Annotated in this window: 21 protein-coding genes and 1 tRNA gene; 10 read left to right on the top strand and 12 right to left on the bottom strand. The window is 61.8% G+C overall.

The genetic code is table 11. The features are described from left to right. Window positions 1-20: 20 nt before the first annotated feature. Entirely contained in the window at window positions 21-2147 is a 2127-nt protein-coding gene (locus tag DENOEST_RS07940; RefSeq protein ID WP_145768881.1) for an ABC transporter substrate-binding protein, read from the bottom strand. Window positions 2148-2209: 62 nt separating this feature from the next. Here DENOEST_RS07940 and fabI point away from each other — a divergent pair, with 62 nt between their 5' ends. Both fabI and DENOEST_RS07930 read left to right on the top strand, forming a co-directional pair. Continuing rightward, window positions 2210-3007 (top strand): enoyl-ACP reductase FabI, encoded by a 798-nt coding sequence (fabI, locus tag DENOEST_RS07935; RefSeq protein ID WP_145768880.1) that lies wholly within the window; start codon window positions 2210-2212, stop codon window positions 3005-3007. 286 nt (window positions 3008-3293) lie between these two features. Beyond that, window positions 3294-4310 carry a Fe(3+) ABC transporter substrate-binding protein gene (locus tag DENOEST_RS07930; protein WP_145768879.1) on the top strand — a complete coding sequence of 339 codons (1017 nt, stop codon included), beginning with the start codon at window positions 3294-3296 and terminating at the stop codon, window positions 4308-4310. Between the two features lie 4 nt (window positions 4311-4314). Here the strand turns inward: DENOEST_RS07930 and DENOEST_RS07925 are convergent, their stop codons facing one another. Further along, the gene (locus DENOEST_RS07925; RefSeq protein ID WP_232096468.1) at window positions 4315-5955 is read right to left on the bottom strand and encodes an ABC transporter permease; all 1641 of its coding nucleotides are present in this window, start codon (window positions 5953-5955) and stop codon (window positions 4315-4317) included. An 84-nt stretch (window positions 5956-6039) separates the two neighbouring features. On the opposite strand from DENOEST_RS07925, the gene DENOEST_RS07920 reads away from it, so the two are divergent. The 5 genes from DENOEST_RS07920 (at window position 6040) to DENOEST_RS07900 (ending at window position 10972) form a co-directional block, all read left to right on the top strand. After that, the gene (locus tag DENOEST_RS07920; protein ID WP_145769232.1) at window positions 6040-7104 is read left to right on the top strand and encodes an ABC transporter ATP-binding protein; all 1065 of its coding nucleotides are present in this window, start codon (window positions 6040-6042) and stop codon (window positions 7102-7104) included. After that, window positions 7101-7835, top strand: coding sequence for a leucyl/phenylalanyl-tRNA--protein transferase (aat, locus tag DENOEST_RS07915; RefSeq protein ID WP_145768878.1), 735 nt, complete (start codon window positions 7101-7103; stop codon window positions 7833-7835). The genes DENOEST_RS07920 and aat overlap by 4 nt, the downstream gene beginning before the upstream one ends. Window positions 7836-7876: 41 nt before the next feature. Then, window positions 7877-8608 carry an arginyltransferase gene (locus DENOEST_RS07910; RefSeq protein ID WP_145768877.1) on the top strand — a complete coding sequence of 244 codons (732 nt, stop codon included), beginning with the start codon at window positions 7877-7879 and terminating at the stop codon, window positions 8606-8608. A gap of 10 nt (window positions 8609-8618) precedes the next feature. Further along, entirely contained in the window at window positions 8619-9632 is a 1014-nt protein-coding gene (locus DENOEST_RS07905; protein ID WP_145768876.1) for a quinone-dependent dihydroorotate dehydrogenase, read from the top strand. Between the two features lie 116 nt (window positions 9633-9748). Beyond that, entirely contained in the window at window positions 9749-10972 is a 1224-nt protein-coding gene (locus DENOEST_RS07900) for a methyl-accepting chemotaxis protein (protein WP_170228040.1), read from the top strand. On the opposite strand, the gene DENOEST_RS07895 is transcribed toward DENOEST_RS07900, so the two are convergent. After that, window positions 10969-11823 carry an HDOD domain-containing protein gene (locus DENOEST_RS07895; RefSeq protein WP_145768874.1) on the bottom strand — a complete coding sequence of 285 codons (855 nt, stop codon included), beginning with the start codon at window positions 11821-11823 and terminating at the stop codon, window positions 10969-10971. The genes DENOEST_RS07900 and DENOEST_RS07895 overlap by 4 nt on opposite strands. Window positions 11824-12026: 203 nt before the next feature. Between DENOEST_RS07895 and DENOEST_RS07890 the strand changes: the two genes are divergently transcribed. Continuing rightward, window positions 12027-12521 (top strand): DUF3016 domain-containing protein, encoded by a 495-nt coding sequence (locus DENOEST_RS07890; protein WP_145768873.1) that lies wholly within the window; start codon window positions 12027-12029, stop codon window positions 12519-12521. 12 nt (window positions 12522-12533) lie between these two features. On the opposite strand, the gene DENOEST_RS07885 is transcribed toward DENOEST_RS07890, so the two are convergent. Then, window positions 12534-14528: a flagellar assembly protein A gene (locus tag DENOEST_RS07885; protein ID WP_145768872.1), complete on the bottom strand. Its 1995-nt coding sequence runs from the start codon at window positions 14526-14528 to the stop codon at window positions 12534-12536. A 363-nt stretch (window positions 14529-14891) separates the two neighbouring features. Further along, window positions 14892-14967 (bottom strand) — tRNA-Val (locus DENOEST_RS07880). Between the two features lie 208 nt (window positions 14968-15175). Here DENOEST_RS07880 and DENOEST_RS07875 point away from each other — a divergent pair. Together DENOEST_RS07875 and ppk1 are read left to right on the top strand one after the other, a co-directional pair. Beyond that, on the top strand, window positions 15176-16378 hold the full coding sequence (locus tag DENOEST_RS07875) for an amino acid aminotransferase (RefSeq protein ID WP_145768871.1): 1203 nt from the start codon (window positions 15176-15178) through the stop codon (window positions 16376-16378). 145 nt (window positions 16379-16523) lie between these two features. Next, the gene (gene ppk1, locus DENOEST_RS07870; RefSeq protein ID WP_197970709.1) at window positions 16524-18605 is read left to right on the top strand and encodes a polyphosphate kinase 1; all 2082 of its coding nucleotides are present in this window, start codon (window positions 16524-16526) and stop codon (window positions 18603-18605) included. Here ppk1 and DENOEST_RS07865 read toward each other — a convergent pair whose 3' ends face one another. From DENOEST_RS07865 to DENOEST_RS07835, 7 genes are all read right to left on the bottom strand, one after another. Then, window positions 18606-18896, bottom strand: a complete 291-nt coding sequence (locus DENOEST_RS07865) for a CHAT domain-containing protein (protein WP_145768869.1) — start codon at window positions 18894-18896, stop codon at window positions 18606-18608. Window positions 18897-19423: 527 nt separating this feature from the next. Further along, window positions 19424-20911 carry an efflux transporter outer membrane subunit gene (locus tag DENOEST_RS07860; RefSeq protein ID WP_145768868.1) on the bottom strand — a complete coding sequence of 496 codons (1488 nt, stop codon included), beginning with the start codon at window positions 20909-20911 and terminating at the stop codon, window positions 19424-19426. After that, window positions 20898-21371, bottom strand: coding sequence for a cytochrome c (locus DENOEST_RS07855; RefSeq protein WP_145768867.1), 474 nt, complete (start codon window positions 21369-21371; stop codon window positions 20898-20900). The genes DENOEST_RS07860 and DENOEST_RS07855 overlap by 14 nt, the downstream gene beginning before the upstream one ends. 28 nt (window positions 21372-21399) lie before the next feature. Continuing rightward, window positions 21400-22110 (bottom strand): ABC transporter ATP-binding protein, encoded by a 711-nt coding sequence (locus DENOEST_RS07850; protein ID WP_145768866.1) that lies wholly within the window; start codon window positions 22108-22110, stop codon window positions 21400-21402. Between the two features lies 1 nt (window position 22111). Beyond that, window positions 22112-23317 (bottom strand): ABC transporter permease, encoded by a 1206-nt coding sequence (locus DENOEST_RS07845; RefSeq protein WP_145768865.1) that lies wholly within the window; start codon window positions 23315-23317, stop codon window positions 22112-22114. After that, window positions 23314-24465, bottom strand: coding sequence for an efflux RND transporter periplasmic adaptor subunit (locus DENOEST_RS07840; RefSeq protein WP_145768864.1), 1152 nt, complete (start codon window positions 24463-24465; stop codon window positions 23314-23316). Before DENOEST_RS07840 ends, DENOEST_RS07845 begins: the two co-directional genes overlap by 4 nt. Beyond that, a complete protein-coding gene (locus DENOEST_RS07835) occupies window positions 24462-25070 on the bottom strand; it encodes a TetR/AcrR family transcriptional regulator (RefSeq protein WP_145768863.1) in 609 nt (202 codons plus the stop codon). Before DENOEST_RS07835 ends, DENOEST_RS07840 begins: the two co-directional genes overlap by 4 nt. Window positions 25071-25111: the final 41 nt, after the last annotated feature.

Here is a 25111-nt window from a genome sequence, read left to right as displayed (position 1 = left end):
GAAGGCGGCATTCTGCCACTTCATTGGGGCCGCGCCCGCTGTCTTTCCCGCCGGCGATAGCCTATCAAGGCCGGCAGGGCCACCGCCGCCAGGACCAGAAGTGTCAGCAGTGCCGGCAGCAGGACGGGGCGGTTCCACTCATCCCGCAGGCGCTGGCGCAGGGAGGCATCCACCCTTTGGTACTTGAGGGTGTTGTTGCCCACCTTGGTGGGCTTACGGTTGTACAGCCACTGGTGGGCCAGGGCGTAATCCGTAGGATGGAAGCCCCAGATCCAGGGAGCATCGTGACGGAGGATACCCACCATGCGGTCGATCAAGGCCTGCCGCTCCGGGCCGTTGTCCATGGCCTTCATGCGCTCGAAGAGCCGGTCGTATTCCGGGTTCGAATAATTCGCCGCGTTCTCGCCCTGGTGCTTCACCTTGCTCTGGGGGCCGTAGAGCAGGAAGAGAAAGTTTTCCGGGTCCGGGTAGTCGGCGTTCCAGCCGAAATAGAACAACTGGGCGTTGCCCTTGAGCAGCTTTTCCTGGAAGCGGTTGTAGTCGGTGCTGCGCACCACCAGTTGCACGTCGATCTTGTGCAACTGCTTGACCAGCCAGTCCACCCGGGACTTGGCGCCAACACCGTTCAAGGTGGTGTCCAGGTTGATCACCAGGGGCTCGCCGCTCCGGGCGTCCCGGCCATGGGGGTAGCCGGCCTCGGCCAGCAACTGGCGCGCCATTTCGACGGAACGGCGACGGGGGCCGTGATCGGTCCATTGATACATTTCCGGGTTCATGCCGGCCTGCCCCTCTCGGTAGCCGAAGATGCCCGGCGGTATCGGCCCCTGGGCGGCGATACCGCGGCCATTGGCGAAGATGGAAATGAATTCCTCCTGATCGATGGCGATGGAAATGGCCTGGCGCAGCTTGCGGGCCCGTTCCGCCGTGGCGGGATCGGCGCCCCCCACCAGGGGATCGAGCCAGTTGAAGCCCATATACATGGTGGAGGTGGCCACCGAGGTGGCCAGGCGTATGCCCTGGCGCTGCATCTCATCGGTCAGACTCACCTCGCCGCCGGACCCCACCTGCACCGCCTGGTCGAAGGAGTCGGAAGCGATGCCTGAAGCATCGTAGTAGCCCTGAAGAAACTTGTTCCAGTAGGGAATCTGTTCCTTCTCCCGGGTGAATACGGCCTCGTCGATGAAGGGCAGGGCCTTGCCGCAATCCGCCAGAAGACCCGCTTCACGGTCGCCAGCCTCCCCTTCGCAGGGATAGGTCTGGCCATGGAAATTGGGGTTGCGGCTCAGCACCATGCGGGCATTGGGATCGTTCTTGGTCAGCATGTAGGGACCGGTGCCCACCGGATACCAGTCCAGGCCCAGATTGCGTTCCGCCATGCCGGGCCGGCTGTAGAAGCGGTCGGCCTCCCAGGGAATGGGGGCGAAAAAGGGCATGGTCAGCCAGTAGAGGAACTGGGGATACTTGCCCTTGAGGCGGATGCGGTAGCGATGGCGGTCCAGGACCTCCGCTCCCGCCAGGGAAAACTGGCGCAGGTCCAGCCATTGCCCCGGATGGGCATCGTCATGGTGCTTCAGGGCGCCCGCCAGGTCCTTGAGGCCGACGATGTATTCCCCCATCAGCCCCAGGATCGGCGAATGCAGGCGAGGATGGGCCAGACGCTTGATCTCGTAAACATAGTCCTCCGCGGTCAGCTCCCGGCTGCCCTGGTGGGGGAAGTCCGCCAGGGTGCGAATGTTCCCCAGCACCGGCACCGGCTCGACGAAAGCCGGATGGGGCTGGTAGCGGATGCCCGGCCGGATGGCGATCTCGTAATCGGTGAAGGCGATCAGGGCTGGGTCGGCGGCATCCGGCAGGGGGCGACCCCGGGCATCCAGATAGCGGGGCCGGGGCACCTCCCGGGCCGTGGCCGGCACCACGGTATAGGGGCGCTTCAGATAGTGGTATTGCAGGGGGGGCTCGTAGATCTGGGCGGTGAAGGTGATCTCGTCCTCGCTGTAGGACTGCACCGGGTCCAGGTGTTTGGGACGTTCCAGAAAGGCGCTGTAGAGGATATTGCGCTCCCGTTCCGCCGCCGGATAGGGATCGTTCCAGGGCCCGCCGCAGCCCGCCAGGAGCAGCACAGCGGCAAAGAGGATCGCTTTGCACATGGGGCGGGAGTTTAGCCGAACCACTATATAATCCCCCGCTCGTTCATGAGGGGAAAATACATATGGGCTTTCTCGCCGGAAAGAAAATCCTGATCACTGGCCTGCTCTCCAACCGCTCCATCGCCTATGGCATCGCCAGTGCCTGTCACCGCGAAGGCGCCGAACTGGCTTTCACCTACCAGAATGATCGTTTTCAGGACCGGGTCGCAAAGTTCGCCGAGGAATTCGGCAGCAATCTGATCTTTCCCCTCGACGTAGCCGATGACGAGCAGATCAACGCCCTGTTCCGCGACCTGGGCAAGAGCTGGGACCGGCTCGACGGTCTGGTGCATTCCGTCGCCTACGCGCCATCCGAAGCCATTGAGGGCGATTTCCTCGACGGCATCACCCGGGACGCTTTCCGCATCGCCCATGATGTTTCCTCTTACAGTTTTCCGGCCCTGGCCAAGGCAGCCCGCCCCCTGCTGCTGAAAAGTCCTAGCGCCTCGGTGCTGGCCCTGACCTATCTGGGCGCCAATCGCACCATGCCCAACTACAACACCATGGGCCTGGCCAAGGCCAGCCTGGAAGCTGCGGTACGCTATCTGGCCTTTTGCCTGGGGCCCCAGGGTGTGCGGGCCAACGCCATTTCCGCCGGCCCGATCAAGACCCTGGCTGCTTCCGGCATCGGCAACTTCGGCAAGCTGCTGGCCTACAACGCCCACCATGCCCCTCTGCGCCGTAATGTCACCATCGAGGAAGTGGGCAATGCCGCCGCCTTCATGCTGTCCGACCTGGCCAGCGGCATTACCGGCGAAATCCTCTATGTGGATGGGGGTACCAACACCACTGCCATGGGTAACGCCGATCCCCTGCCCTGACGCGTAGGGTCACCAGCTCCACCCCCGAGGATGAAAATTCGCAGAGGCCAATTGAACGTCCCCCACCCCCATCCCCGCCCCAGGGCGGGGCTACCCATCGGCTCGCTGCGCTCGACAGTTTGACCTGCCGTTTCAATTCGCTGTTTCACGTTATGCTTGGCAGCACCATTTCAAAATCACGCCCCGCTTCGAGCGGGGCGTTTTGTTTGGGGCTCCCAATAGCACTTTCAATTGCGAACAATTCTCATTAGAATAAGGTTTTCATCATCACCCTTGGAGCCTTGCAATGAAGTCACGAATCACTCTGAGCCTCATGGTGCTGTTTGGTGCGACCTGCGCCGCCCAGGCAGCAGACAAGGAACTCAACCTCTATTCGGCCCGGCACTACCAGACCGACGAGGCCCTTTACAGCAACTTCGAGAAGCAGACCGGGATCAAGGTCAATCGCATCGAGGCCAAGGAAGACGAGCTGCTGGAGCGCATCCGCAACGAGGGCGCGGCCAGTCCCGCGGATGTGTTCATCACCGTGGATGCCTCGCGCCTGGCCAAGGCCGACGAGCTGGGGCTGTTCGCCCCGGTCAAGTCCAAGACGCTGGCAAGCCGGATACCCGCCCACCTGCGCAGCGACGACTGGTTTGCCTTTTCCACCCGGGCTCGGGTCATCGTGTACAACAAGGCCGCCTTCAAGAGCGAGGATGTGGCCAATTACGCGGATCTGGCCCTGCCCAAACTCAAGAACCAGATCTGCATGCGTTCCGGCAGCCATCCCTACAACATTTCCCTGATGGCCAGCCTGATCCATCATCAGGGCGCCAGCAATGCGGAAGCCTGGGCCCGGGGGGTGGCGGCCAATTTCGCCCGGAGCCCCAAGGGTGGCGACACGGATCAGATTCGCGCCGTAGCCGCCGGCGAGTGCGGCGTCACCATCGCCAACACTTACTATCTGGCGCGACTGATGCGTTCCGACAAGACTGAGGATCGCAAGGCCATGGCCCAGGTGGGCATCGTCTGGCCCGATCAGCAACGCCAGGGCGCCCATATCAACATTTCTGGCGGCGGCATGCTGAAAACCGCCCCCCACAAGGAAGCTGCCGTGAAGTTCCTGGAATACCTGGCCTCGGATCAGGCCCAGATTTATTTCGCCGATGGCAACAATGAGTGGCCCGTGGTGCCCAGCGTCAAGGCCAACAATCCGGCCCTGAACGCCATGGGCAAGTTCAAGGCCGACCTGCTGCCGGTCTCCACCCTGGCGAAGAACTCCGCCGAAGCCCAGAAGATTTTCGACCGCGTGGGCTGGCGCTGATTGGCTAACACCCGGCAGCCGCCCGCCCCCGGGCGATCTGCCGGGCCAGCAGGATGATGGGCAGGATGCCCACGACCACGATGGCCAGGGCCGGGCTGGAAGCTTCCGCCAGACGCTCGTCCGCCGCCAGGGTATAGGTCTGGGTGGCCAGGGTGTCGAAATTGAAGGGCCGCATCACCAGGGTGGCGGGCAGTTCCTTCATCACATCCACGAAGACCAGCAGGGTCGCTGTCAGCAGACTGCCCCGCAGCAGGGGCAGGTGCACCCGCCACAGCGTTTCCCCCTGACCGCAGCCCAGGCTGCGCGAGGCATCGTCCATGCTGACGGTGATGCGACTCATGCCGGACTCCAGGGATTGCAGGGCCACCGAGAGAAAGCGCGCCACATAGGCATAGACCAGGGCGGCAATACCCCCGGTCAGGATCAACCCCGGATGGGTACCGAAGGACTGCTGCCACCAGCCGGCCAGGACATGATCCAGACGGGTCACCGGAATCAGCACCCCCACGGCAATCACCGAACCCGGCACGGCATATCCCAGGCCGGCCAGACGGGCCGCCCAGCGGGCCAGCGGCTGGCGGTTGCGAGTGCCGTAGCGCGCCCCATAGGCCACCAGCAGGGCCAGCCCGGCCGCCACCAGGGCGGCGCTCAGGGCCAGGGTCAGGCTGTTCCGGGCCAGATCCAGAAAGCGCGGCCCGAACGCGCTGCCCTCCTCCCCCAGGGCCAGTCTCAACAGCAGACCCGCCGGCAGCAGGAAACCGATGCCGATGGGCAGCAGACAACCCAGCACCGCCAGGACCGCCGGCAGGCCCTGCAACTGCTGGCGCACGGCCCGGCGCCGGCCGCTGGTGTCGTGGTAGCGGGCCTGCCCCCGGCTGGCCTGCTCCAGGACCAGCAGCAGCAACACGAAGCCCAGCAGGCAACCGGCCAGTTGAGCCGCCGCCACCCGGTCGCCAAGGGAGAACCAGGCCCGGTAGATGCCGGTGGTGAAGGTGGGCAGGGCGAAGTAGGCCACGGTGCCGTAGTCGGCCAGGGTTTCCATCAGGGCCAGGGCCATGCCCGCCGCGATGGCGGGCCGGGCCAGGGGAATCGACACCTTGAAAAAGGCCCGGGCCGGAGAGAGCCCAAGCACCTGGGCCGCCTCGATCATGCCCCCGGCCCGCTCCAGAAAGGCAGTGCGCACCAGCAGATAGACATAGGGATAGAGCACGCAGGTGAACAACACGATGGCGCCCCCCAGGCTGCGCACGTCGGGAAACCAGTAGTCACCGCGACTCCAGCCGAAATATTCCCGCAGCCCGGTCTGCACCGGACCCACGAACTGGAGAAAATCGGTGTAGGCGTAGGCCAGCACATAGGCGGGCATGGCCATGGGCAACAGCAACAGCCACTCGAACTGGCGCCGACCGGGAAACTCGTGAAGCACCGCCAGCCAGGCCGCCCCGGTGCCGACACTGGCCACCCCCAGGCCCACGCCGAGACAGAGCAGCACCGAATTGCTGATGTATTCCAGCAGCACGGTATCGACCAGGTGGCGCCAGGTCTCGCCGGTACCGCCGGCCAGCAGATTTGCCCCCACGGAAAACACGGGCATGGCCACCAACAAGGCGATCAGGGTGCAGAGAGCAGTCAGGGGCAGGCGCAAGACGGCGGAACCATGCGGGTTTACGTAGGAGAGCGATTATAATTGAGAGCCGCTCTCAACTACCGCGCCGCGTGCGATTTCGTCATGCCCCTGCTGGAACTGGATTGCATCACCCAGGCCTATGGTGACCATGTTGTGGTCCGGGACCTGAGTCTTTCCCTGGAGCCGGGGCAGATCGCCTGTCTCCTAGGGGCCTCGGGCTGCGGCAAGACCACGGCGCTGCGCTGCATCGCCGGCTTCGAGCCGGTGCAGCGGGGACATATCCGACTGGAAGGGCAGGAAGTCAGCGGATCGGTCCATGTGCCGCCGGAAAACCGGCAGATCGGCATGGTGTTCCAGGACTACGCCCTGTTTCCCCACCTGAGCGTGCTGGACAACATCGGCTTTGGTATGGGCAACGCCACCCGAAAGGAAAGACAAGCCCGCGTCGAGGAGCTGTTGGAGCGGATTGGCCTGACCGGCCAGGGCCACAAGTATCCCCACCAGCTCTCCGGCGGTCAGCAGCAACGCGTGGCCCTGGCCCGCGCCCTGGCGCCCCAGCCCCGCCTGATCCTGATGGACGAGCCCTTCTCCAACCTGGACGTGGAACTGCGGGAACGGCTCTCCGTGGAGGTGCGGGATGTCCTCAAGGCCATGGGCACCACCGCCATCCTGGTAACCCATGATCAGCACGAGGCCTTCGCCGTGGCCGACATGGTGGGTGTGATGCGGGACGGCCGCATCGAGCAGTGGGATACGCCCTACCGGCTCTATCACTGCCCGGCCACCCGTTACGTGGCGGACTTTATCGGCCAGGGCGTGCTGCTGCCGGGGGAAGTGGCCGGGCCCGAGATGGTACGGATGGAACTGGGCCTGCTGCACAGCGATCTTCCCCTGGAATGTAATGCCGAATGTATGGCCTGTGGCAAGAACTGCCACCTGGACATCCTGTTGCGGCCGGACGACGTGATCCACGACGATGAAGCCCCAATCCGGGCCGAGGTGGTGCACAAGGCCTTCAAGGGCGCGGAGTTCCTGTACACCCTGCGGCTGCCCTCGGGACGCCAGGTGCTGTCCCTGGCGCCCTCCCACCACGACCATGCCCTGGGCGAGAAGATCGGCATCCGCCTCGACGTGGACCACGTGGTGGCCTTTCTGACCCAGCCATGATCCCCTGCCTGCCGACGGAGCCGGTCTTCCCATCGCCGGAGCAAGCGCTCAGCGAACCCAACGGCCTGCTGGCCCTGGGGGGCGACCTGTCCTGCGAACGGCTGCTGGCAGCCTACCGGCAGGGCATCTTTCCCTGGTTCGCCCCGGGCGATCCCATCCTCTGGTGGTCCCCCGACCCCCGCATGGTGCTGTTTCCCCAGGAAATGAAAATCCGCACGTCCCTGGCCCGCAGCCTGCGCAACAGCGCCTATGAAGTACGACTGGACACCGCCTTCAGTCAGGTTCTTCAGGCCTGTGCCGACACCCCGCGCCCCGGCCAGCAGGGTACCTGGATCACCAAGGAGATGCAGGAGGCCTATCTGGAGCTGCACCGACTGGGTTACGCCCACAGCGTGGAAACCTGGATCGACGATCAGTTGGCAGGCGGCCTCTATGGGGTCGCCATCGGCCGGGTCTTCTACGGCGAATCCATGTTTTCGGCCCGGCGCGATGCCTCCAAGATCGCTCTGGCCCATCTCTGCCTGTTCTTGATGCGCCGGAATTTCGGCATAATTGACTGCCAGATGGAAACCTCTCACCTGTCTTTCCTGGGCGCCCGCCCCATTTCCCGCCAGCGCTTCCGCGAGCTGATCGGAGAACTCACGGTGGAAGGAGAGCCGGCCGGCATCTGGCCCGCCGCGGGTATTCTCGATGCCTATCGGAATGCTTCCGGGCGGGACGGGAGACCTTGAACATGGCAGGCCGATGGCATACGCAACGACCACCGAATCCCATGACCCACCCCCGCGACCTTCCTGTCTTCTCCCTGTTGCAGTTCTATGCAACGGCTCCTTACGGCTGCTCCTATCTGCCAGGCCGGATCGCGCGTTCCCAGGTGGCGACCCCGGCTCACCTGATTGATGGCCTGACCTTCGGCAAACTGGTGCGGGCCGGCTTCCGCCGTAGCGGCATCTTCACTTACCGCCCCTATTGCGATGCCTGCAAGGAGTGCCAACCGGTACGGATCCCCACGGAAATCTTCCGCCCCAAGCGCAACCAGCGCCGAGCCTGGCAACAACACCAAAGCCTGGACATCATCGAACGTCCGCTGGTGTTCCGGGAGGAGCATTACCAGCTCTACCACCGTTACCAGGCGGCCCGACATCAAGGCGGAGGCATGGACCAGGACAGCCGCGACCAGTACAGCCACTTTCTGCTGCAAACTCATGTAGACACCCGTTTGGTGGAGTTTCGCGATGCCGGCCAGCTACGTATGATCAGCATCATCGACATCCTGAGCGATGGTCTGTCCTCGGTGTATACCTTCTACGACCCGGACCTGAATTCCGCCAGCTTTGGCACCTACTCCATCCTCTGGCAGATCGAGCAGTGCCGCCGCCTGGGACTGCCCTACGTCTATCTTGGTTACTGGATTCGTGACAGTCGCAAGATGGCCTACAAGGCCCGATTCCACCCTCTGGAAGTCCTCCGCGATGACCAGTGGCAAACCCTCGAAACTTTCTGACCTCCCCCTCATGCTGCCCTACTGCCTGATCCGCCCCCTGCTGTTCTCCCTGGGCGCCGAATCTGCCCACGAAGCCACCCTGGCCGGCCTCAAGCGCCTGGAAAGGCTGGGTTTGCTGCCCCCGCCCCCGGCCCCCCGGGATAAACCGGTGACGGTGATGGGCCTCGACTTTCCTAACCGGGTGGGCCTGGCCGCCGGCCTGGACAAGAACGGTGAATGCATCGACGCCTGGGGTCGCCTGGGCTTCGGCTTCGTCGAGATTGGTACCGTGACCCCTCGCCCCCAGCCCGGCAATCCCAAGCCACGCCTGTTCCGCCTGCCGGAACGACAGGCCATCATCAACCGGATGGGCTTCAACAATCACGGCGTCGAGGCCCTGCTATCCAATGTGCGCCAGGCCCGCTTCAAGGGAGTGCTGGGGATCAACATCGGCAAAAACTTCGACACCCCCATCGAGCGGGCCGCCGAGGATTACCTCATCTGCCTGAACAAAGTCTATGACGCCGCCAGTTATGTCACGGTAAACATCTCCAGCCCCAACACCAAGAATCTGCGCCAGTTGCAGGGTGAATCGGAACTGGACGCCCTGCTGGGCGCCCTCAAGGCACGGCAGACCCGCCTCGCCGACCAGCATGGCCGCTATGTGCCCCTGGCCCTGAAAATCGCCCCGGATCTGGAAGGGGAGCAGATCACCATGATCGCCGACGCCCTGCGCCGGCATCGCATCGACGGGGTGATCGCCACCAATACCACTCTGGACCGTAAGGGAGTGGAAGGCCTGGCCCATGCCGGTGAAGCCGGTGGCCTGTCAGGCGCCCCCTTGTTCGAGAAATCCACTGCAGTGGTGCGCGCCCTGGCAACTGCCCTGGGAGGAGAGCTGCCCATCATCGCCGCCGGCGGCATCACCGATGGCCCGCGTGCCCACGCCAAACTGGAAGCCGGCGCCGCCCTGGTGCAGATCTATTCCGGTCTGGTCTTCCGGGGGCCGGAACTGATCCAGGAATGCGTCACCGCTACCGCGTAGGCATCGCCCAAGCGCCTGCATGAACAAACAGATTATTGAGCCCGATCATGGACCAGCTATCCCTATCGGATAGTATCGGTGGCATTCAGCATATGCCACCGTCCCGGAGTGATTCCATGTCATTACGCAACCGCCTGATTCTCGTGCTCTCCATCCTCGCGATCGCCACGGTAATCGCCAATGGTTTCAGCTTCCTGATGTTCATGCGACTGGCCGACGAGGCCGGCAAGCTGGATGCCCAACTGATGGAGATGGCCGAATCCAGCAAGTGGTGGATCATCGGCGTCACCCTTACGGTCTCCTCCATGGCCCTGGCCGCCTTCGTGCAACTGGTGCGCATCCTGCTCAACCTGCTGGGGGGCGAGCCCCAGTACGCCGCCAATGTGGTGAAGCGGATTTCCTCCGGCGATCTGGCCTTCCGCATCCAGCTCCGGCCAGACGACAGTGACAGTCTGCTGGCGGCAATCGCCGGGCTGCAAGGCAGCCTGGTCACCATGGCCCGCCAGTTGAGGGATGCCGCCGGCAAGGTGCGGACGAGCGCCTCCCAGTTCGCTGCCATGACCGACAACATCAACCGGTGCAGCTCCGAACAGACCGGAGTGGCCAATGATTCCGTGCGTGTGGTGGGGGCGGTGACCGGTTCCATGGAAGCTGTCGCCACCGAGGCCGAGGACGCCAGCGGCCTGGCCGAAGCCAGCCAGACCCGCTCCCAGGCCACCGCCGACCATCTTGCCGGGATCATTCAGGACCTCTCCCTGGCCAGTTCGGCGGTGCGCGATGCGACCCAGACCACCAACGCCTTCATCGAAAGCGCCAAGTCCATCACCACCATGACCCAGGAGGTGAAGGACATCGCCGACCAAACCAATCTCCTGGCACTCAACGCCGCCATCGAGGCGGCCCGGGCCGGCGAGCATGGGCGAGGATTCGCCGTGGTAGCGGACGAAGTGCGCAAGCTAGCGGAAAAATCTGCGGCCACCGCCAACGAGATCGACAACGTCACCCGCGCCCTGGGCAACCAGTCGGATACCGTCGAGTCATCATTGCAGCATGGGCAGGATGCCCTTTCCACCATGCAGCAGCATCTCGATCAAGTCACCGATACGCTCACCGCCACCACAGGCGTGGTCTCCCAGACAGCCAGCAGCATGAAACGCATCCTTGGCACGGTACGGGAACAGCGGGATTCCACCGAGTCCGTCGGCGGCAACATCAAGCAGATCGCCAGCATGGCGGAATCCAACAGCCACGCAGTGCTCCAGGTGGCCGAGGAAGCGCGGCAGCTGGAAGCCCTGGCGGAAAGTCTGGAAAAGACAATCCAGCACTTCCGACTGAATTAAGCAGCCGTCCCAGAACTGGCGGGAGGCCGCCCGTTGTCGTCCAGGCCCAGCTTGCCCATCAGGCTTGGGTGGTCCAGGTGTAGCAGTTCCTCAATGGCCCGGTAATCATCAGGCAGTGCCAGGTCATCCCATCCATTGTCCGAATGCCTGGCCAGGTCACAGGCCAGCATCACATTGCGTATCCGCGGATTCTCGGACTGGGCAGGATCCATCAGCGTGGTGAGCAACTCGGGCAGGTGCCATTGCCTGACCAGGACCATCTGCAATTCGTCGAGCTTCATATTGAATACCGTCTGCTGGGCGATCGAAGAACGCAAGTGGCGGTCCTGGGCCTGGAGTTCCCTCACTTTCAAGGCCAGAGTAGGGGCAAAGCACCACATCAACATATCGCTGACATAGCGCAGCAGGGCCGCCACGGTGATTTCGTCCACATCCAGATCATGACGGATTACCGCCCACTCCCGAGCCCAGGCAGCGGCTCGGCGGGCGCGGGCGATCACCTTGAGCAGACCCAGCAGGGCCCGGGGATGGGCCTTGAGTCGATCCTCCACCAGGGGGAGATTCCGGAAATCCCGAAAAAACGGCTCCATGCCGATCATCATCAGCGCCCGCTCTATTGTGGTGATGTCGGTCAGTTGCCGACGTGCGCGATGTTGCTCGATATAGTTCAGTACCCGCAGCGTCAGCAAAGGGTCCCGCAGGATGATGGCTGCCAGGGTACGGGTATTGGCCGTATTCGCCCGCTCCCGTATCTGGTCCAGTTGCTGGAGGGAGTGCCGCAGCACGGGCAACTCGGCACTTTCGTAGAACAGGGACCAGGCCTCGATATCGGGAAAAGGGGACTCAAGCATTGACGAACATGTCTCGCAAAACACATCAGGCCGGATCAAGAAACCCGGAGTACAGTGACGTAAAGATTGGTGATATCGAGCAGACCGATCATCGGGATAAACTCCTTTACCGTCGATCCGGCACGCCTCCATTGGATGAAACCACAGCAGAACCTGGGCTGTCCAATCAACTATGACTACCTCAAGCGAACTGGAGTCTCACCATGAAAACGCCCAACAGCCTCATTTTCCTGCTCCTTTCCCTTGCCACTCCCGCGACCCTCGCGGGCGATGTCAGCGTCGACTTCCTGGCTCCGGAAAAATACCAGGATGTCGGCATCAACCAGCATGACATTGATCGCAATATCCGCACTCTGGAACAGCATCTGCAAAAGATGGGCAAGCAATACTTGCCAACGACCCAGACCCTGAAACTGGAAATCCTGGACATCGATCTGGCCGGCCGATACGAGCCCTGGCAACCACCTCCGCTCCACGACGTGCGCATCATGCGGTCAAGCGCCGCAACCTGGCCCCTGATCAAGCTGCGCTATACCCTCTCCGAGGGTTCCCGGGTTCTAAAACAGGGGGAGGAGTCCGTCACCGACGTGAACTACCTTGATCGGGTCAGTACATCCGACAGGTCCGATCCCCTGCATCACGAGAAGCAGATGCTGGAAGACTGGTTCAGACACAAGCTGTCGATGCCTGATAACTGAACAGAACCCGACTCAATCCGACGAATCAGTAGCCGATGCAGGCGGCCAGCGGAAACTACCGCATCGGTTCACGAACAGAAGCCTGTCCGCTCCGGAGGTTTCCCGCAGACGGGTACGCAGGGCTTTCTCGCCGAGGCTGGCGAAAGGCAGCCCCTCTTCCGCCAGGGGCCGCCCCCGCACCCGGGTATCTCCCACAACCTCGCCAACCTCGCAATGTACTGCTACTTCAGCACTCCGTCGTGTCTCCTCCAGCTCACTGCGGTGGACCAGGATTTCACCGCTTCGGGCATTCAGCGCCTGAAGAACGTCCTGATGGGCCTTGATCTGTCCCAACAGGGGCGCCATCCGATTGACCATGGCCTGCCAGGCGGCCTTCTGGGTGGCATCCATGATCACTGCGCCTTCCTTGACGGTCTGCCGCAGCTTAAGGAAACGCAACAGTTCGGATTCCTGCTGCAATTGCGCTAGGGCGGCCTCCGACTTCAGGCGTTTTTGGGTGATCTGATTTTCTTCCTCGTCGAGATCCGCCATTTCCTTGTCCCACGCGGCGCTGTCCGGCAGGAAGAGTGTGACAAGGGTATCCACGCCGTGGCGTTCTCCGGTCTGCCCCAAAGTCAGGACACGGCCAGCAATGGCGCAACCCTCGGCCCGCTCCACACGGACATCCTCACCCAGGATGTCGCAACCCACGCCATGGGCCAGGGTCACCCGATCGGCAATGATCAGACAACTTTCCGCATATTGGAGCTGCACCGAACCATGCCGAGCAACGATCACGGCCCGGGAAGCCCTTCCCTCCACGGTAACCGCGCCACCAAAATTGGTCACCGAGCCCCCCGCCAAGCAGGACTTGAGCAGCACTCGCCCGCCATCGGATGAAATATGGCCGAACACGTCTGCAAGAAAGCTCATGTCATGACCTTCCACCTGGCGTCGTTCCTGAACCTCGCCATGCTCCTCGAACTCCGCCCCAGACAATCGCAGATCCCCGGTGGTGCGCAGGCTCACACCGTGGCGATCAATGATCTTGTCCGATACCGAAAGCTGATTGGTTGCCGTATCGATGCTGAGAAAACCGGTCATCGCCGCTACGATGAACTCTCCCTCGCCGGTGCGATCTACCCGGGTGCCAGGCCCCGCCAGGGAATCCAGTTCGCAGTCCTGGGGCAGTGCAGCCTCCAGCCGGTCACCCCGCACATTCCATCCATCCCGCCCGAGCACCCGGGGCGTCTTTCGCAACAGACGGGTCTCCGCCGTCACCTGAGGGAACCGATTATGGAAGGCCCGCAAATCCACGCGGCCATCGGCCAGCCGGCGGGGAGAATCGTCTCGATAGAGGGCATCGCTCTGTTCGACGATGCTTGCATCCCGCCCATCGGTAGCCGGCTGCCATCGGGCGATATCCTGGCGCTCCGCCTTATCGCTGGAACAGGCGGCGGCAATCCTTGCCATGTCCAGACCAAAGCGCAGCCCTTTGCGCCACATGGCGGCGACAAACTCATCGGGCTTGGGCCAGGCGCGCTGGAGAAACCGGCGAGTTTCCTGCCGAGGCGGGGGCACTTCGCCATTCTCGTCGGGAGGATCCTGGACAGTGACGACTTCCGCCATTTCCAGACTCACCGGCTCGAAAATGTACTCGGCCCGGGCACCATCGGCGGACACCTTGACGCTGCGATAAAGGCTCTGGCGCTCTGGCAAAAATGCTTGCAACCCAGCCGCCACACGGACCAGGGGACGTTCCTTGTTCCCCCTGCTCTGCTGCAGAAGCAACGGAGACTCAGGGTCCGTCAACAACAACTGGAAAACACCATAATCCAGCCCTTCGAAACACTGATCGGCACCGAAAACCCGGTCAACAAACTGATGGAAACGCGCTCCCGAGTCCAGCAGGGAAAGATCCACGAACAGCCCCCCCTCCTGGCACAGAATGAAGTCCGGCAGCAGAACCTGGCCCTCGGCCAGGTCAGCCATGGTGCCCAACGACGGATTGGGGGAGGAATCAGTCATGGTGAATGGCGATCAAAACAGCAATATCAAGGGGAGCATCATAACTTTCGTAGTATCGAAAATGATAGTGAAATCCTTCCCATCCCCCTTGGATATCGATATCTATCCCATGGATTCAGAATTAAAGAAACCTGGGGTAAAAGCCCTCGGGAAAGGAGAAACGAAATTGAAGAAAAATCGAACGCCTAACCGGGGACCGAGGCGGAAAATCGGCTTCCATGCGCATTAAAGGGACTGTGACCGGAAAGGCACAACCGACCGGAGCAGATGGAGTTTTCCCGAATGCGGAGAGGCACATCTCTAATTGGGCGAGAAATGGGCGCGAAAAAAAACCGCCTGAGCGGCGGTTTACATAGGAATTACTGGTGGGCGCTGACGGGGTCGAACCGCCGACATCCTCCTTGTAAGGGAGGCGCTCTACCAACTGAGCTAAGCGCCCGCCGCATCCGGGAAGCGCCCCGGATTCGAGGGGGCAGAGTATACGGGAGTTGCCCCGGTTTTGACAGCCCCAAGACAGAAAAGGCGACAAGCCGGCGGACAGGGGCGGGGGCGGCTTCGGGTATTATTTGCGTTTTTCGCTGGGAGGCTTGTCCGGTACCGGGACGATGCCGCCCCAAGCAATCAGCCGCCTGTTATCTGGAGTCCCCATGACCTCTTCTATTTTCGCCGCGGTGGAGATGGCTCCCCGCGACCCCATCCTGGGCATCACTGAAGCCTTCAATGCCGACAGCCGCACCCACAAGGTGAACCTCGGTGTCGGCGTCTATTACGACGATAACGGCAAGCTGCCCCTGCTGGCCGCCGTCAAGGCCGCCGAAAAGGCTCGCCTCGACGCCATGCCGGCCCGGGGCTACCAGCCCATCGAGGGCCTGGCCGCTTACAACCAGGCGGTGCAGAACCTGGTGTTCGGCAAGGACTCCCCCCTGCTGGCCAACGGCCAGGTGATCACCATCGAAGCCCTGGGCGGCACCGGCGCCCTCAAGATCGGCGCCGACTACCTGAAGCGTCTGGTGCCTGGAGCCAAGGTTTACATCAGCGACCCGAGCTGGGAAAACCACCGGGCCTTGTTCGAGTCCGCCGGATTCGAAGTGGGCACTTACGCCTACTACGACGCTGCCACCCGGGGTGTCAATTTCGCGGCCATGAAGGCATCCCTCAACGCCATGGCTCCCAACGCCGTCGTGGTGCTCCATGCCTGTTGCCACAACCCCACCGGCGCCGATCTGACCGACGCCCAATGGCAGGAAGTGGTCCAGATCATCAAGGCCAAGAACCTGATCGCCTTCATCGACATGGCCTACCAGGGCTTTGCCGAAGGCATCGACGCCGACGCGGTGGCCTTGAAGCTGTTCGCCGCCTCCGGCCTGCAATACTTCGTCTCCAGTTCCTTCTCCAAGTCCTTCTCCCTCTACGGCGAGCGGGTCGGCGCCCTGTCCATCGTCACCGCCAGCAAGGAGGAATCAGCCCGGGTGCTGTCCCAGGTGAAGCGGGTGGTGCGCACCAACTACTCCAATCCGCCCACCCATGGCGGTGCCATCGTCGCCGCTGTACTCTCCAGTCCGGAACTGCGCCAGCAATGGGAAGACGAGCTGGCCGGGATGCGGGAACGCATCCGCGCCATGCGCATCGCCCTGGTGGAAAAGTTGAAGGCCCATGGCCACGACTTCGCTTTCGTTGCCCAACAACGGGGCATGTTCTCCTACACCGGGCTCACCGCCCAGCAGGTGGAACGGCTCAAGGACGAGTTCGGCATCTATGCCGTATCCACCGGCCGCATCTGTCTGGCGGCCCTCAACACCCGCAACATCGATCATGTGGCCGATGCCATTGCCCAGGTACTGAAGGCCTGACCAGGCGATCGAGGGTACCCGGCAACGGGTATCCTCGATCTGGCCGAAAGGCGTATGCCCGGATGCAATATCTGTAATGGTTCCGTAATACGACTGAAAGACAATCATGGCCTCGAATCGCTCCCACGCCGAAAAGCGTAAGTCCATGGTGTCAGCCCAGGCCCCCCTCGCCTTCTTTCCCTCGGAACATTTCCTCAATCGCGAACTGTCGCTGCTGGCCTTCAACCGGCGCGTCCTGAACCAGGCGGCCGACAAGCGTGTGCCACTGCTGGAACGGCTGCGCTTCCTCTGCATCGTTTCCAGCAACCTGGACGAATTCTTCGAAATCCGGGTCGCCGGCATCAAGGAGCAGATTAAGCTCAACAGCCGCATTCCCGGCCTAGACGGCCTGCCCCCCCTGGAGGTATTCCGTCGTATCTCCTTGCAGGCCCAGGCCCTGGTCTCCGAGCAGTACGCCCTGCTCAATGAATCCATCCTGCCGGCCCTGCAACGGGAAGGCATCGTATTCCTGCGCCGCCGGGACTGGACCGCTGCCCAGCGGGCCTGGATACGAAACTACTTCCTGAAGGAAGTGATGCCGGTGCTGACCCCCATCGGCCTCGATCCGGCCCATCCCTTTCCCCGGGTACTGAACAAGAGCTTGAACTTCGCCGTGGAACTGGAAGGCCGCGACGACTTCGGCCGCAACGGTGGCGCCGCCATCGTCCAGGCACCTCGTGCCCTGCCCCGGGTGATTCAGTTGCCCGCGGACCTGGTGGAGGTAGACTACGGTTTCGTCTTCCTCTCCTCCATCATGCACGAGCATGTGAACGAGCTGTTCGCCGGCATGAACGTGCTGGGTTGCCATCAGTTCCGGGTCACCCGCAACTCCGACCTGTTCGTGGACGACGAGGAGGTGAAGAACCTGCGCACCGCCCTCCAGGGCGAACTGCCCCAGCGCCACTTCGGCGATTCGGTGCGCCTGGAAGTGGCTGAAGACTGCCCAGAGATACTGTCCGATTTCCTGCTGGCCCAATTCGCATTGAGCCGGGACGACCTCTACCGGGTGCCGGGTATCGTCAATCTGGTGCGCCTGATGTCCATCCCGGACCGGGTCAATGAGCCACGTCTCAAGTTCAAGCCCTTCCAGCCCAGCCTGCCCAAGTCATTGACCAAGCGCTTCGACATCTTCGCCAGCATCCGCAAGCAAGACATCCTGCTGCATCATCCCTTCCAGTCCTTCACCCCGGTGGTGCAACTGCTGGAGCAGGCAGCGGAAGACCCGGACGTGGTGGCGATCAAGATGACTGTCTATCGCACCGGTACGGATTCCGTGTTGATGGAACATCTGGTCAAGGCCGCCGAGAAGGGCAAGGAAGTCAGCGTGGTGGTGGAACTGATGGCCCGCTTCGACGAGGAGGCCAACCTGGACATCGCCGGCCGCCTGGAGGAAGTGGGCGCCCACGTGGTCTATGGCGTCTTCGGCTACAAGACCCACGCCAAGATGCTGATGGTGCTGCGCCGGGAAGACGGCAAGTATCGGCGCTACGTGCATCTGGGCACCGGCAACTATCACCCCCGCACCACCCGTATCTATACCGACTTCGGCCTGATGACCTGCAATCCGGAGATCGGCGAGGACGTCAATGAGCTGTTCAAGCAGCTCACCGGCATGGGCAAGACCGCGCCTCTGCGCCACCTCTGGCAGGCCCCCTTCACCCTCCATGCCAACATCCTGGCGGCGATACGCAACGAAACCACCATTGCCAAGGCCGGGCGCCCGGCCAAGGTGATCGCCAAGATGAACGCCCTGGTGGATTCGGAAGTCATCGAGGCCCTTTACGATGCCTCCAAGGCCGGCGTCCAGGTGGACCTGATCGTGCGCGGCGTCTGCGCCCTGCGCCCCGGCGTCAAGGGCATGTCGGAGCACATCCGGGTACGCTCGGTGATCGGTCGCTTCCTCGAACATCACCGGATTTTCTATTTCTTCGCCGATGGCGCGGAAACCCTTTACCTGTCCAGCGCCGACTGGATGGAGCGGAATTTCGTGCGCCGCATCGAAACAGCCTTCCCGGTACTTGACACCAAGCTCAAGCGCCGCGTCATCAAGGAAGGCCTGCAACCCTACCTGGACGACAACAGCCAGGCCTGGACCATGGATGGCAACGGCAACTACCACCTCAAGTTGGCGCGCCGCAACCGGGTATCGGCTCAGGAAACCCTGCTGGCGGAGCTGACCAGCGAATAGTCAGAGGGGCGGTTCTCCCCGGGACGAAACACCCACTCCGGAACCGCCGTTCTCCAGGGGACGCCCTGCACCCTCCCCCTGCTCCGCCGCCAGGGCCTTGTTGATTTCGACGAACTCTCCGCCCAGGATGCCGTGGGTGGCGAAATGCAAATAGCGGGCAGCTTTCAGATCCAGGGACTTGACGGTGTGCTCCTGGGCCTTTTCCCGCAGATAGATTTCGCTGTGGCCGCTCACCACGGCGGCGATTTCCCGGGCCTCATCCGCCGTTTCCGGCAGCCGGGGAATGGACATGCCGGGGTCGTCTCAGAAAACGGAATTTAAAGTACGCTAAGTATTGGAGGCTGCGCCTTGTACTTGCGCCCACTCAGCAACTCCCTCCCGTAATTGCAAAGCGGTATAGCCCTGTTCTTGTAGAAGCCGCACGGCATCCGCTGATATGAGGCAGTACTGAATCGCGCTGCTGGCTGGGCACGTCACCATAGCGCTGACTGGCATTGAATTCCTGCACTTCCTGTCTGGACTGATTCTGTTGGGCGTGGGTTGGAATTTCTTGTTCATCGGTGGTACGACCTTGCTGACGAAGCCTACCGCCCGAGTGAGCCAAGACGCAGGCTGCCCATGACTTCCTGATGTTTGGCTCGGCCAGCCTTGCGTCGTTCTCGGCGGGTGGCTTACTCAATGCGTGGGGGTGGCAGTCTGTCAACCTGACGGTGTTGCCGTTCCTCGGAGCTGCATTGATCGCTGCTGTCGGCCTTGGGGCGTTACGTTGGAGAACTCGGCTGACCTCGTCAGGAAATGTGTCGGCTTGAGCTATAGCCTTAACTGACATCGCCTCCCAAGGCTTGATACAAAGCAACACTATCGACCAAACGTTGTGCCTGGGCCGCAACCATATTGATCCGGATTTGCTGTGCCTGTTGCTGCGCGATGAGCAGTTGCAGATAGCTGGCCGCGCCCAACTGGTATTGCCGCTCGACCGACTGCAAGGAGGCCTGTGCAGCCGTATCAGCGGCAGCAAGGGCAGTCAAGGTCTGTGCATCGCTTTCCACCGCGCGCAGGGTATCGGCGACGTTACGTAAAGACTCCAATACGACACTCTGGTAATTGGCTGCTGCGGCATCAAAAGCGGCGAGCGCTGCCCTTTTTTCAGCGGATAGCCCTGGATTAAAAAGAGGCTGGGTGAGCTGCGCAACCAGGCCCCACACCGCCGAGCCACTACCGAACAGGGCACCGGTAGTCAGCGCTTGAGAGCCAAGGTTGGCGCTCAGGTTGATCTGTGGGTAGAGCTTGGAGACTGCCATGCCATAATCTGCATTGGCCGCATGCAACAGCGCCTCTGACGCCTGGATATCCGGTCGGCGGCGCACCAGTTCTGAGGGCACGACGAGCGGCATCTCGACGGGCAGAGTGAAATCGGCCAGAGTGAAGGCCGGGATGCCACCCGTGCCTGGGGCACGGCCGGCCAGCACCGCCAGTAGATGTTCGGTTTGTTGCAGTTGTTTACGCAGCGCAGGCAGTTCTGCCCGCGTTTGCTCCGCCTGAGCTTGTAGGCTCAACGCTTCATCAGGTGAGGCCTGACCGATACGCACGCGTTCATGGGCTAGGCGCAGTTGCTCATCCTGCACGCGCAAAATGGCAGTAGTGGCTTCTAGTTGCGCGGCGAGACGTGCTCGGGTAATGGCTGCGGTTGCCATGTTGCCGGCAAGGGCCAAGCGCGCAGCATTCAGTTCGAAGCGACGGTAGTCGGCGCGAGCAGCCAAGGCTTCGAGTGCGCGCCGGTTGCCGCCAGCCAGATCGAGGTTGTAATGCACGCCAACGCTGGCGTTGTAGAGGCTGAATTGACGTGTATCTCCGCTCAACCCTTGGCTACTGGGACTCATTTGCTGGCGCTGAGATCCCAGTGCGACATCTACCTGTGGATATTGCGTCGAGCCCGCCTGTGCGGCAAGAAGCTCCTGCGCCTGTCGAAAATTGGCGCTGATGCTCGCCAGCGTCGGGCTGACATGGAAAGCTTCGTTGATCAGTCCGTCGAGTGCGGATGAACCCAAGCCTTGCCACCATTGCGTTTTGATCGGAAGCCCTTCGACTAGACGTTGTGTTTCGCCGAACTGCGTGGGAGCAGACGCGCTTCTATCAGCCACCGGTGTTGCAGTGTAGCGAACCACATCGGGTGCAGTGGGATGCTGAAAATCAGGGCCGGCGGCGCAGCCGGCCAGACCGGCGGTGACCAGACCAGCTACCAGGTAAGTTGCCGCAAGCCGTCTTTCGAGGCTGATGGGGCGCTGGCATGCTTTAGCGTGCTCCATAAAAATGCTCCACGAAAGGTTTACGGAAAGCTTGGTGGCAGCCCAAGCAGCTTTCCTGCACGTGGGCGAATGATTGGATCACCGCCTTGCCGTCGCTGCTCGCAGCAGCCAGCTTCATGGCCAGCGCCGCCTCGTGAGTCTGCGCGTCAAAGTTTCTGAACTTGGTCGCATCAGCGCCGAGGTAAGCAAGGATGCGCATTTTTTCAGTAAGCGGTGGCTCGGGGTGTGCAGAAACTTTGGGGGCAAGCTGAACGACCTGAACCCATTCCTCCTGCGAAATCGCACCGGTAATAGCCTGCATGTTGCGCCCGAGTTCCTGCATGATCTTGCGTAGCGCCAGTGGCTCAACCTGGGTAGCGTCACCAGCCCAAGCTGGCAACTGAAAACCCCATAAAAGCAGGCAGGCCGTAACGGTCAGGGTGACAGTTCCAGAGGCGTGGCTGTGTTTGCGGTGGGTCATGAAAATCTCCTGGAATTCAATCGTTCTCTCATTCGAACCCCCGTCCTTCGCCGGCTTCCTCATGGGTCACGCCATCGCGGATGTGGTAGATGCGCTTGAAGGTGGGGATGATCTTTTCGTCATGGGTGACGACGATGATGGCGGTCTCGAACTTCCGGGCCATGTTGTTGAGGATGCGAATCACAGCCATGGCACGCTCGGAATCCAGCGGCGCAGTGGGTTCATCGGCCAGGATCACCGGCGGGCGATTGACCAATCCGCGCGCTATGGCAACCCGTTGCTGCTCGCCACCGGAGAGTTGCGAGGGCATGGCGCGCGCCCGGTGTTGCACATCGAGCGCCGTGAGCAGTTCCAGTGCCTTCGCGCGCGACTCTCCATTGGCGACGCCTGCGAGCATCGGCAGTAGCGCCACGTTGTCGGTGACATCGAGAAACGGAATCAGGTATGGCGCCTGGAATACGAAACCAATCTTGTCGCGCCGCAAGGCACGCAGATCACGGACTCTCCAGCCATCGTCATAGATCACTTCATCGCCCAGCGTCATGCGACCGGCAGTCGGATCAATCACCGCGCCCAGGCATTTGAGCAGAGTGCTCTTACCCGAGCCGGAAGGGCCGATCAGGCCCACCACCTCACCCGGCGCCACCTGCATGTCCACGCCTTTCAAGGCATCGACCGCGGTATCGCCCTCGCCATAACGTTTTCTCAAACCTTCGATGCGAATGCCTTTGCCACTCATCTCAACCTCCAATGGCTTCGGCCGGATCGACCTTGAGCGCCATGCGAATGGCGACGATGCTGGCCAGCACGCAGATTGCGAGCACGGCGAAAAAACCGGCGATGGAATCCAGCGGCATCAGCAGTACGTACTTGGGAAACAGGGGCGCTGAGAAAGTGGCTGTGATCTTGCCGACCACGAAACCAATCACGCCCAGGGCGAGCGCCTGCTGCATGATCATCGCGGCGATGGTTCGGTTGCGTGTGCCGATGAGCTTCAACACCGCGATCTCGCGGATTTTATCCATGGTCAGCGAATAGATGATGAAAGCAACGATGGCCGCACTAACGATGGCCAGAATCACTAGAAACATGCCGATCTGCTTGGCCGACGTGGCAATCAACTTACCGACGAGGATGTCTTCCATCTGTGCCCGTGTGTAGACCGTCAAACGCTTCCAGCGCTGGATGGATTCGGCAACCTCGTCCGGCGCATGACCAGGTTTCAGTGTGACCAGTACGGCATTGACGAACGCGTTGGTGCTCTGTGAAGCAATCACAGCATCCAGCAAACCTGGAACACCGGGTCGATTGAAAGCGGGGTTGGCTTCGGTGCGGCGCCGGCTTTGCCAAATGGCGTCGTTGTCCTTGAGGAACTGAGCCTCCTGGGCATCCTTGAGTGGAATGAATACCATCGGGTCGCCGCTGGACGACACCATGCGCCGTGTCAGCCCAACGACGGTGTAATGATTTCGGCGAATGGCAAGACGATCTCCCAATCTGAAGCCGGTGGCGATGTCGGCCACCGCCTCGTAGTGACCGCGCGTGATCTGGCGTCCAGTGACGAGATAAGGAGGCCATCCGGGTGTAGCCCCCAACGCACCGGGCGCGATGCCGACCACCATGGTGCGTACATCACTCTCGCCCTTGCGTACCTGCATGGTCAGGTAGGTCACGTTCGCTGCCTGGGAGATTCCCGGCATGGCGAGAATGGCGCGATACACGTCATCGTTGAGGCTGGACGACTCCGCATAAGGACCCAAAGTATCCTTTTGCACCACCCAAAGGTCGGCGCCACTGTTGTCGAGCAGCGCCTTGCCGTCGTCCACCATGCCCCGGTACACCCCGGCCATGACCAGGGTGACGCCGATCAGCAGACCCAGCCCGATGCCGGTGAAGACGAACTTTCCCCAGGCATGGAGAATGTCGCGCCCGGCCAGGCTGATCATCGTGGCACTCCCTGGATGCGGTCGACCACATGGATGCGGCTGCGCGCCGTCAGTGCCTTTTCGCTATAGGTCACAACCTGGTCCCCATGCTTGAGCCCTTCGCGCACCTGCACGTAACCATTGAGGTCGGAAGCGCCGAACTTGACCGGGGAGAAACGCAGATCACCATCCACGATTTGCCAGACACCGACCTTGTCGCCCTCGCGCCGGACGGCAGCGTTGGGGATCAGTGGAACGGCCGGGAGCGCCGGCAAGTCAACCGTGACTTCGGCCAGCTCACCCACCGGCGGCAAAGGTTCTGGTTTGTTGTCGAATGTTACCTTGGCCAGCGTTTCCTCGGTTACCGCGTCGGCCTTGGGTTCCACCCGCAGCACGCGACCTTTCAACGTCTGGCCGCCACGCGAACGCAGGACGATACGAGCCGGCAGCCCCCCAGCCAGCCCCGATGCGCTGATCTGGTCGAAGCGCACGTTAACCCACAGGCTCTTGGGGTCGATCACTTCCACCACGGCCTGGCCTGCGACGATGGTCGTGCCGGGATCGGCATTGCGCACGGCAACTACGCCATCGACCGGCGCGATCAAACGCAGGTTGCTCCGTTGTGCGACGAGTCCTTCGCGGTCGGAGCGTGTCCGGGCAATATCTTCCCGAGCAGCGGATAGTGCGGCATCGGCGATCTGCAGTTCCTGCCGCTTGGTGGTGACGATTTCCTCGCTGGTCGAGCGCACCGCAAACAATTGCTCGTAGCGGCGCGCCTGGGTTTGCGCGTAGGCTTGCCGGGCTTCTGCCTCGCGCAAAGCCGCTTCCGCACGCTTGAATGCCGACTCCTGTGAGCGCACCCGATCATCGAGGTCGACCGGCTCCATCTCGCCGAGCACCTGTCCGGCCTTGACCTGGTCGCCTACATGCACCTCCAAGCGTTTGACACGCCCTGCAAACGTCGGCCCGATCTTGTAGGTGTAGCGAGCCTCCACCGTGCCGATGCCGAACAGCGCCGGCGTGATAGCCCGTGATTCCACGCTTGCCACCATCACAGCAACCGGGGCGAGCGGCCCTGATCGCAGACCGACATAAATAAAAAGCACCAGCAAAGGAATGATGACGGCAAGCAGCGCCAGGGTGCGGCCTTGCAGGGGTAACTTTTTCATTGCACACTCCTTATGCCACGCCGATAAATTGCAAAGACGCGCGGCGCATCGTGGTGCATACGTCCCACATCACCCGCCAACAGAGATTGCATGACCAAGCCCTGGATCGTGCCAATGAACAGCGTTGCCGCCGCCTCGTTGTCAAGCGAGAGAGACAACTCGCCGCTGGCCTTGCCTTTCTCGATGAGACGATGCAAACGTTCGCCGTAGCGCTGAATCAAGGTTTGCACCATGCGCTTGGCTGGTGTCGATTCGGCACGCTGAAGCTCACCAAACATCATTCTTGGCACACCTGGGTGCTCAGCAACGAATTCGATATGGCTCATGAACATCGCCTCCATGGCTGCCAAGGGCGACTCGATTCCTTGTGCGGATCGATCGATTCTGGCTAATAGGCGCTCTGCTACCCACTCCATGACCGCCTGCCAAATGGCTTCCTTGTTCGGGAAGTGTCGAAACAGAGCACCCTGGGTCAAGTTCATGTGTTTAGCGATAGCCGCAGTGGTGATCTCGCTTGGGTTTTGTGAACCGGCAAGCGCCACGACGGATTCGACAGTTACGGCACGACGTTCATCGGCCGGCAAATGTTTTGGATGGGTGTCCATGAGCACTCCTGAAAGATAGTAACCAATTACTATCATATCAC

This window comes from Denitratisoma oestradiolicum, from assembly GCF_902813185.1.
In the GTDB taxonomy this organism is placed as follows: domain Bacteria; phylum Pseudomonadota; class Gammaproteobacteria; order Burkholderiales; family Rhodocyclaceae; genus Denitratisoma; species Denitratisoma oestradiolicum.
Note: the sequence above shows the minus strand (reverse complement) of the source record. Positions and strands in the feature narration are given on the sequence as shown.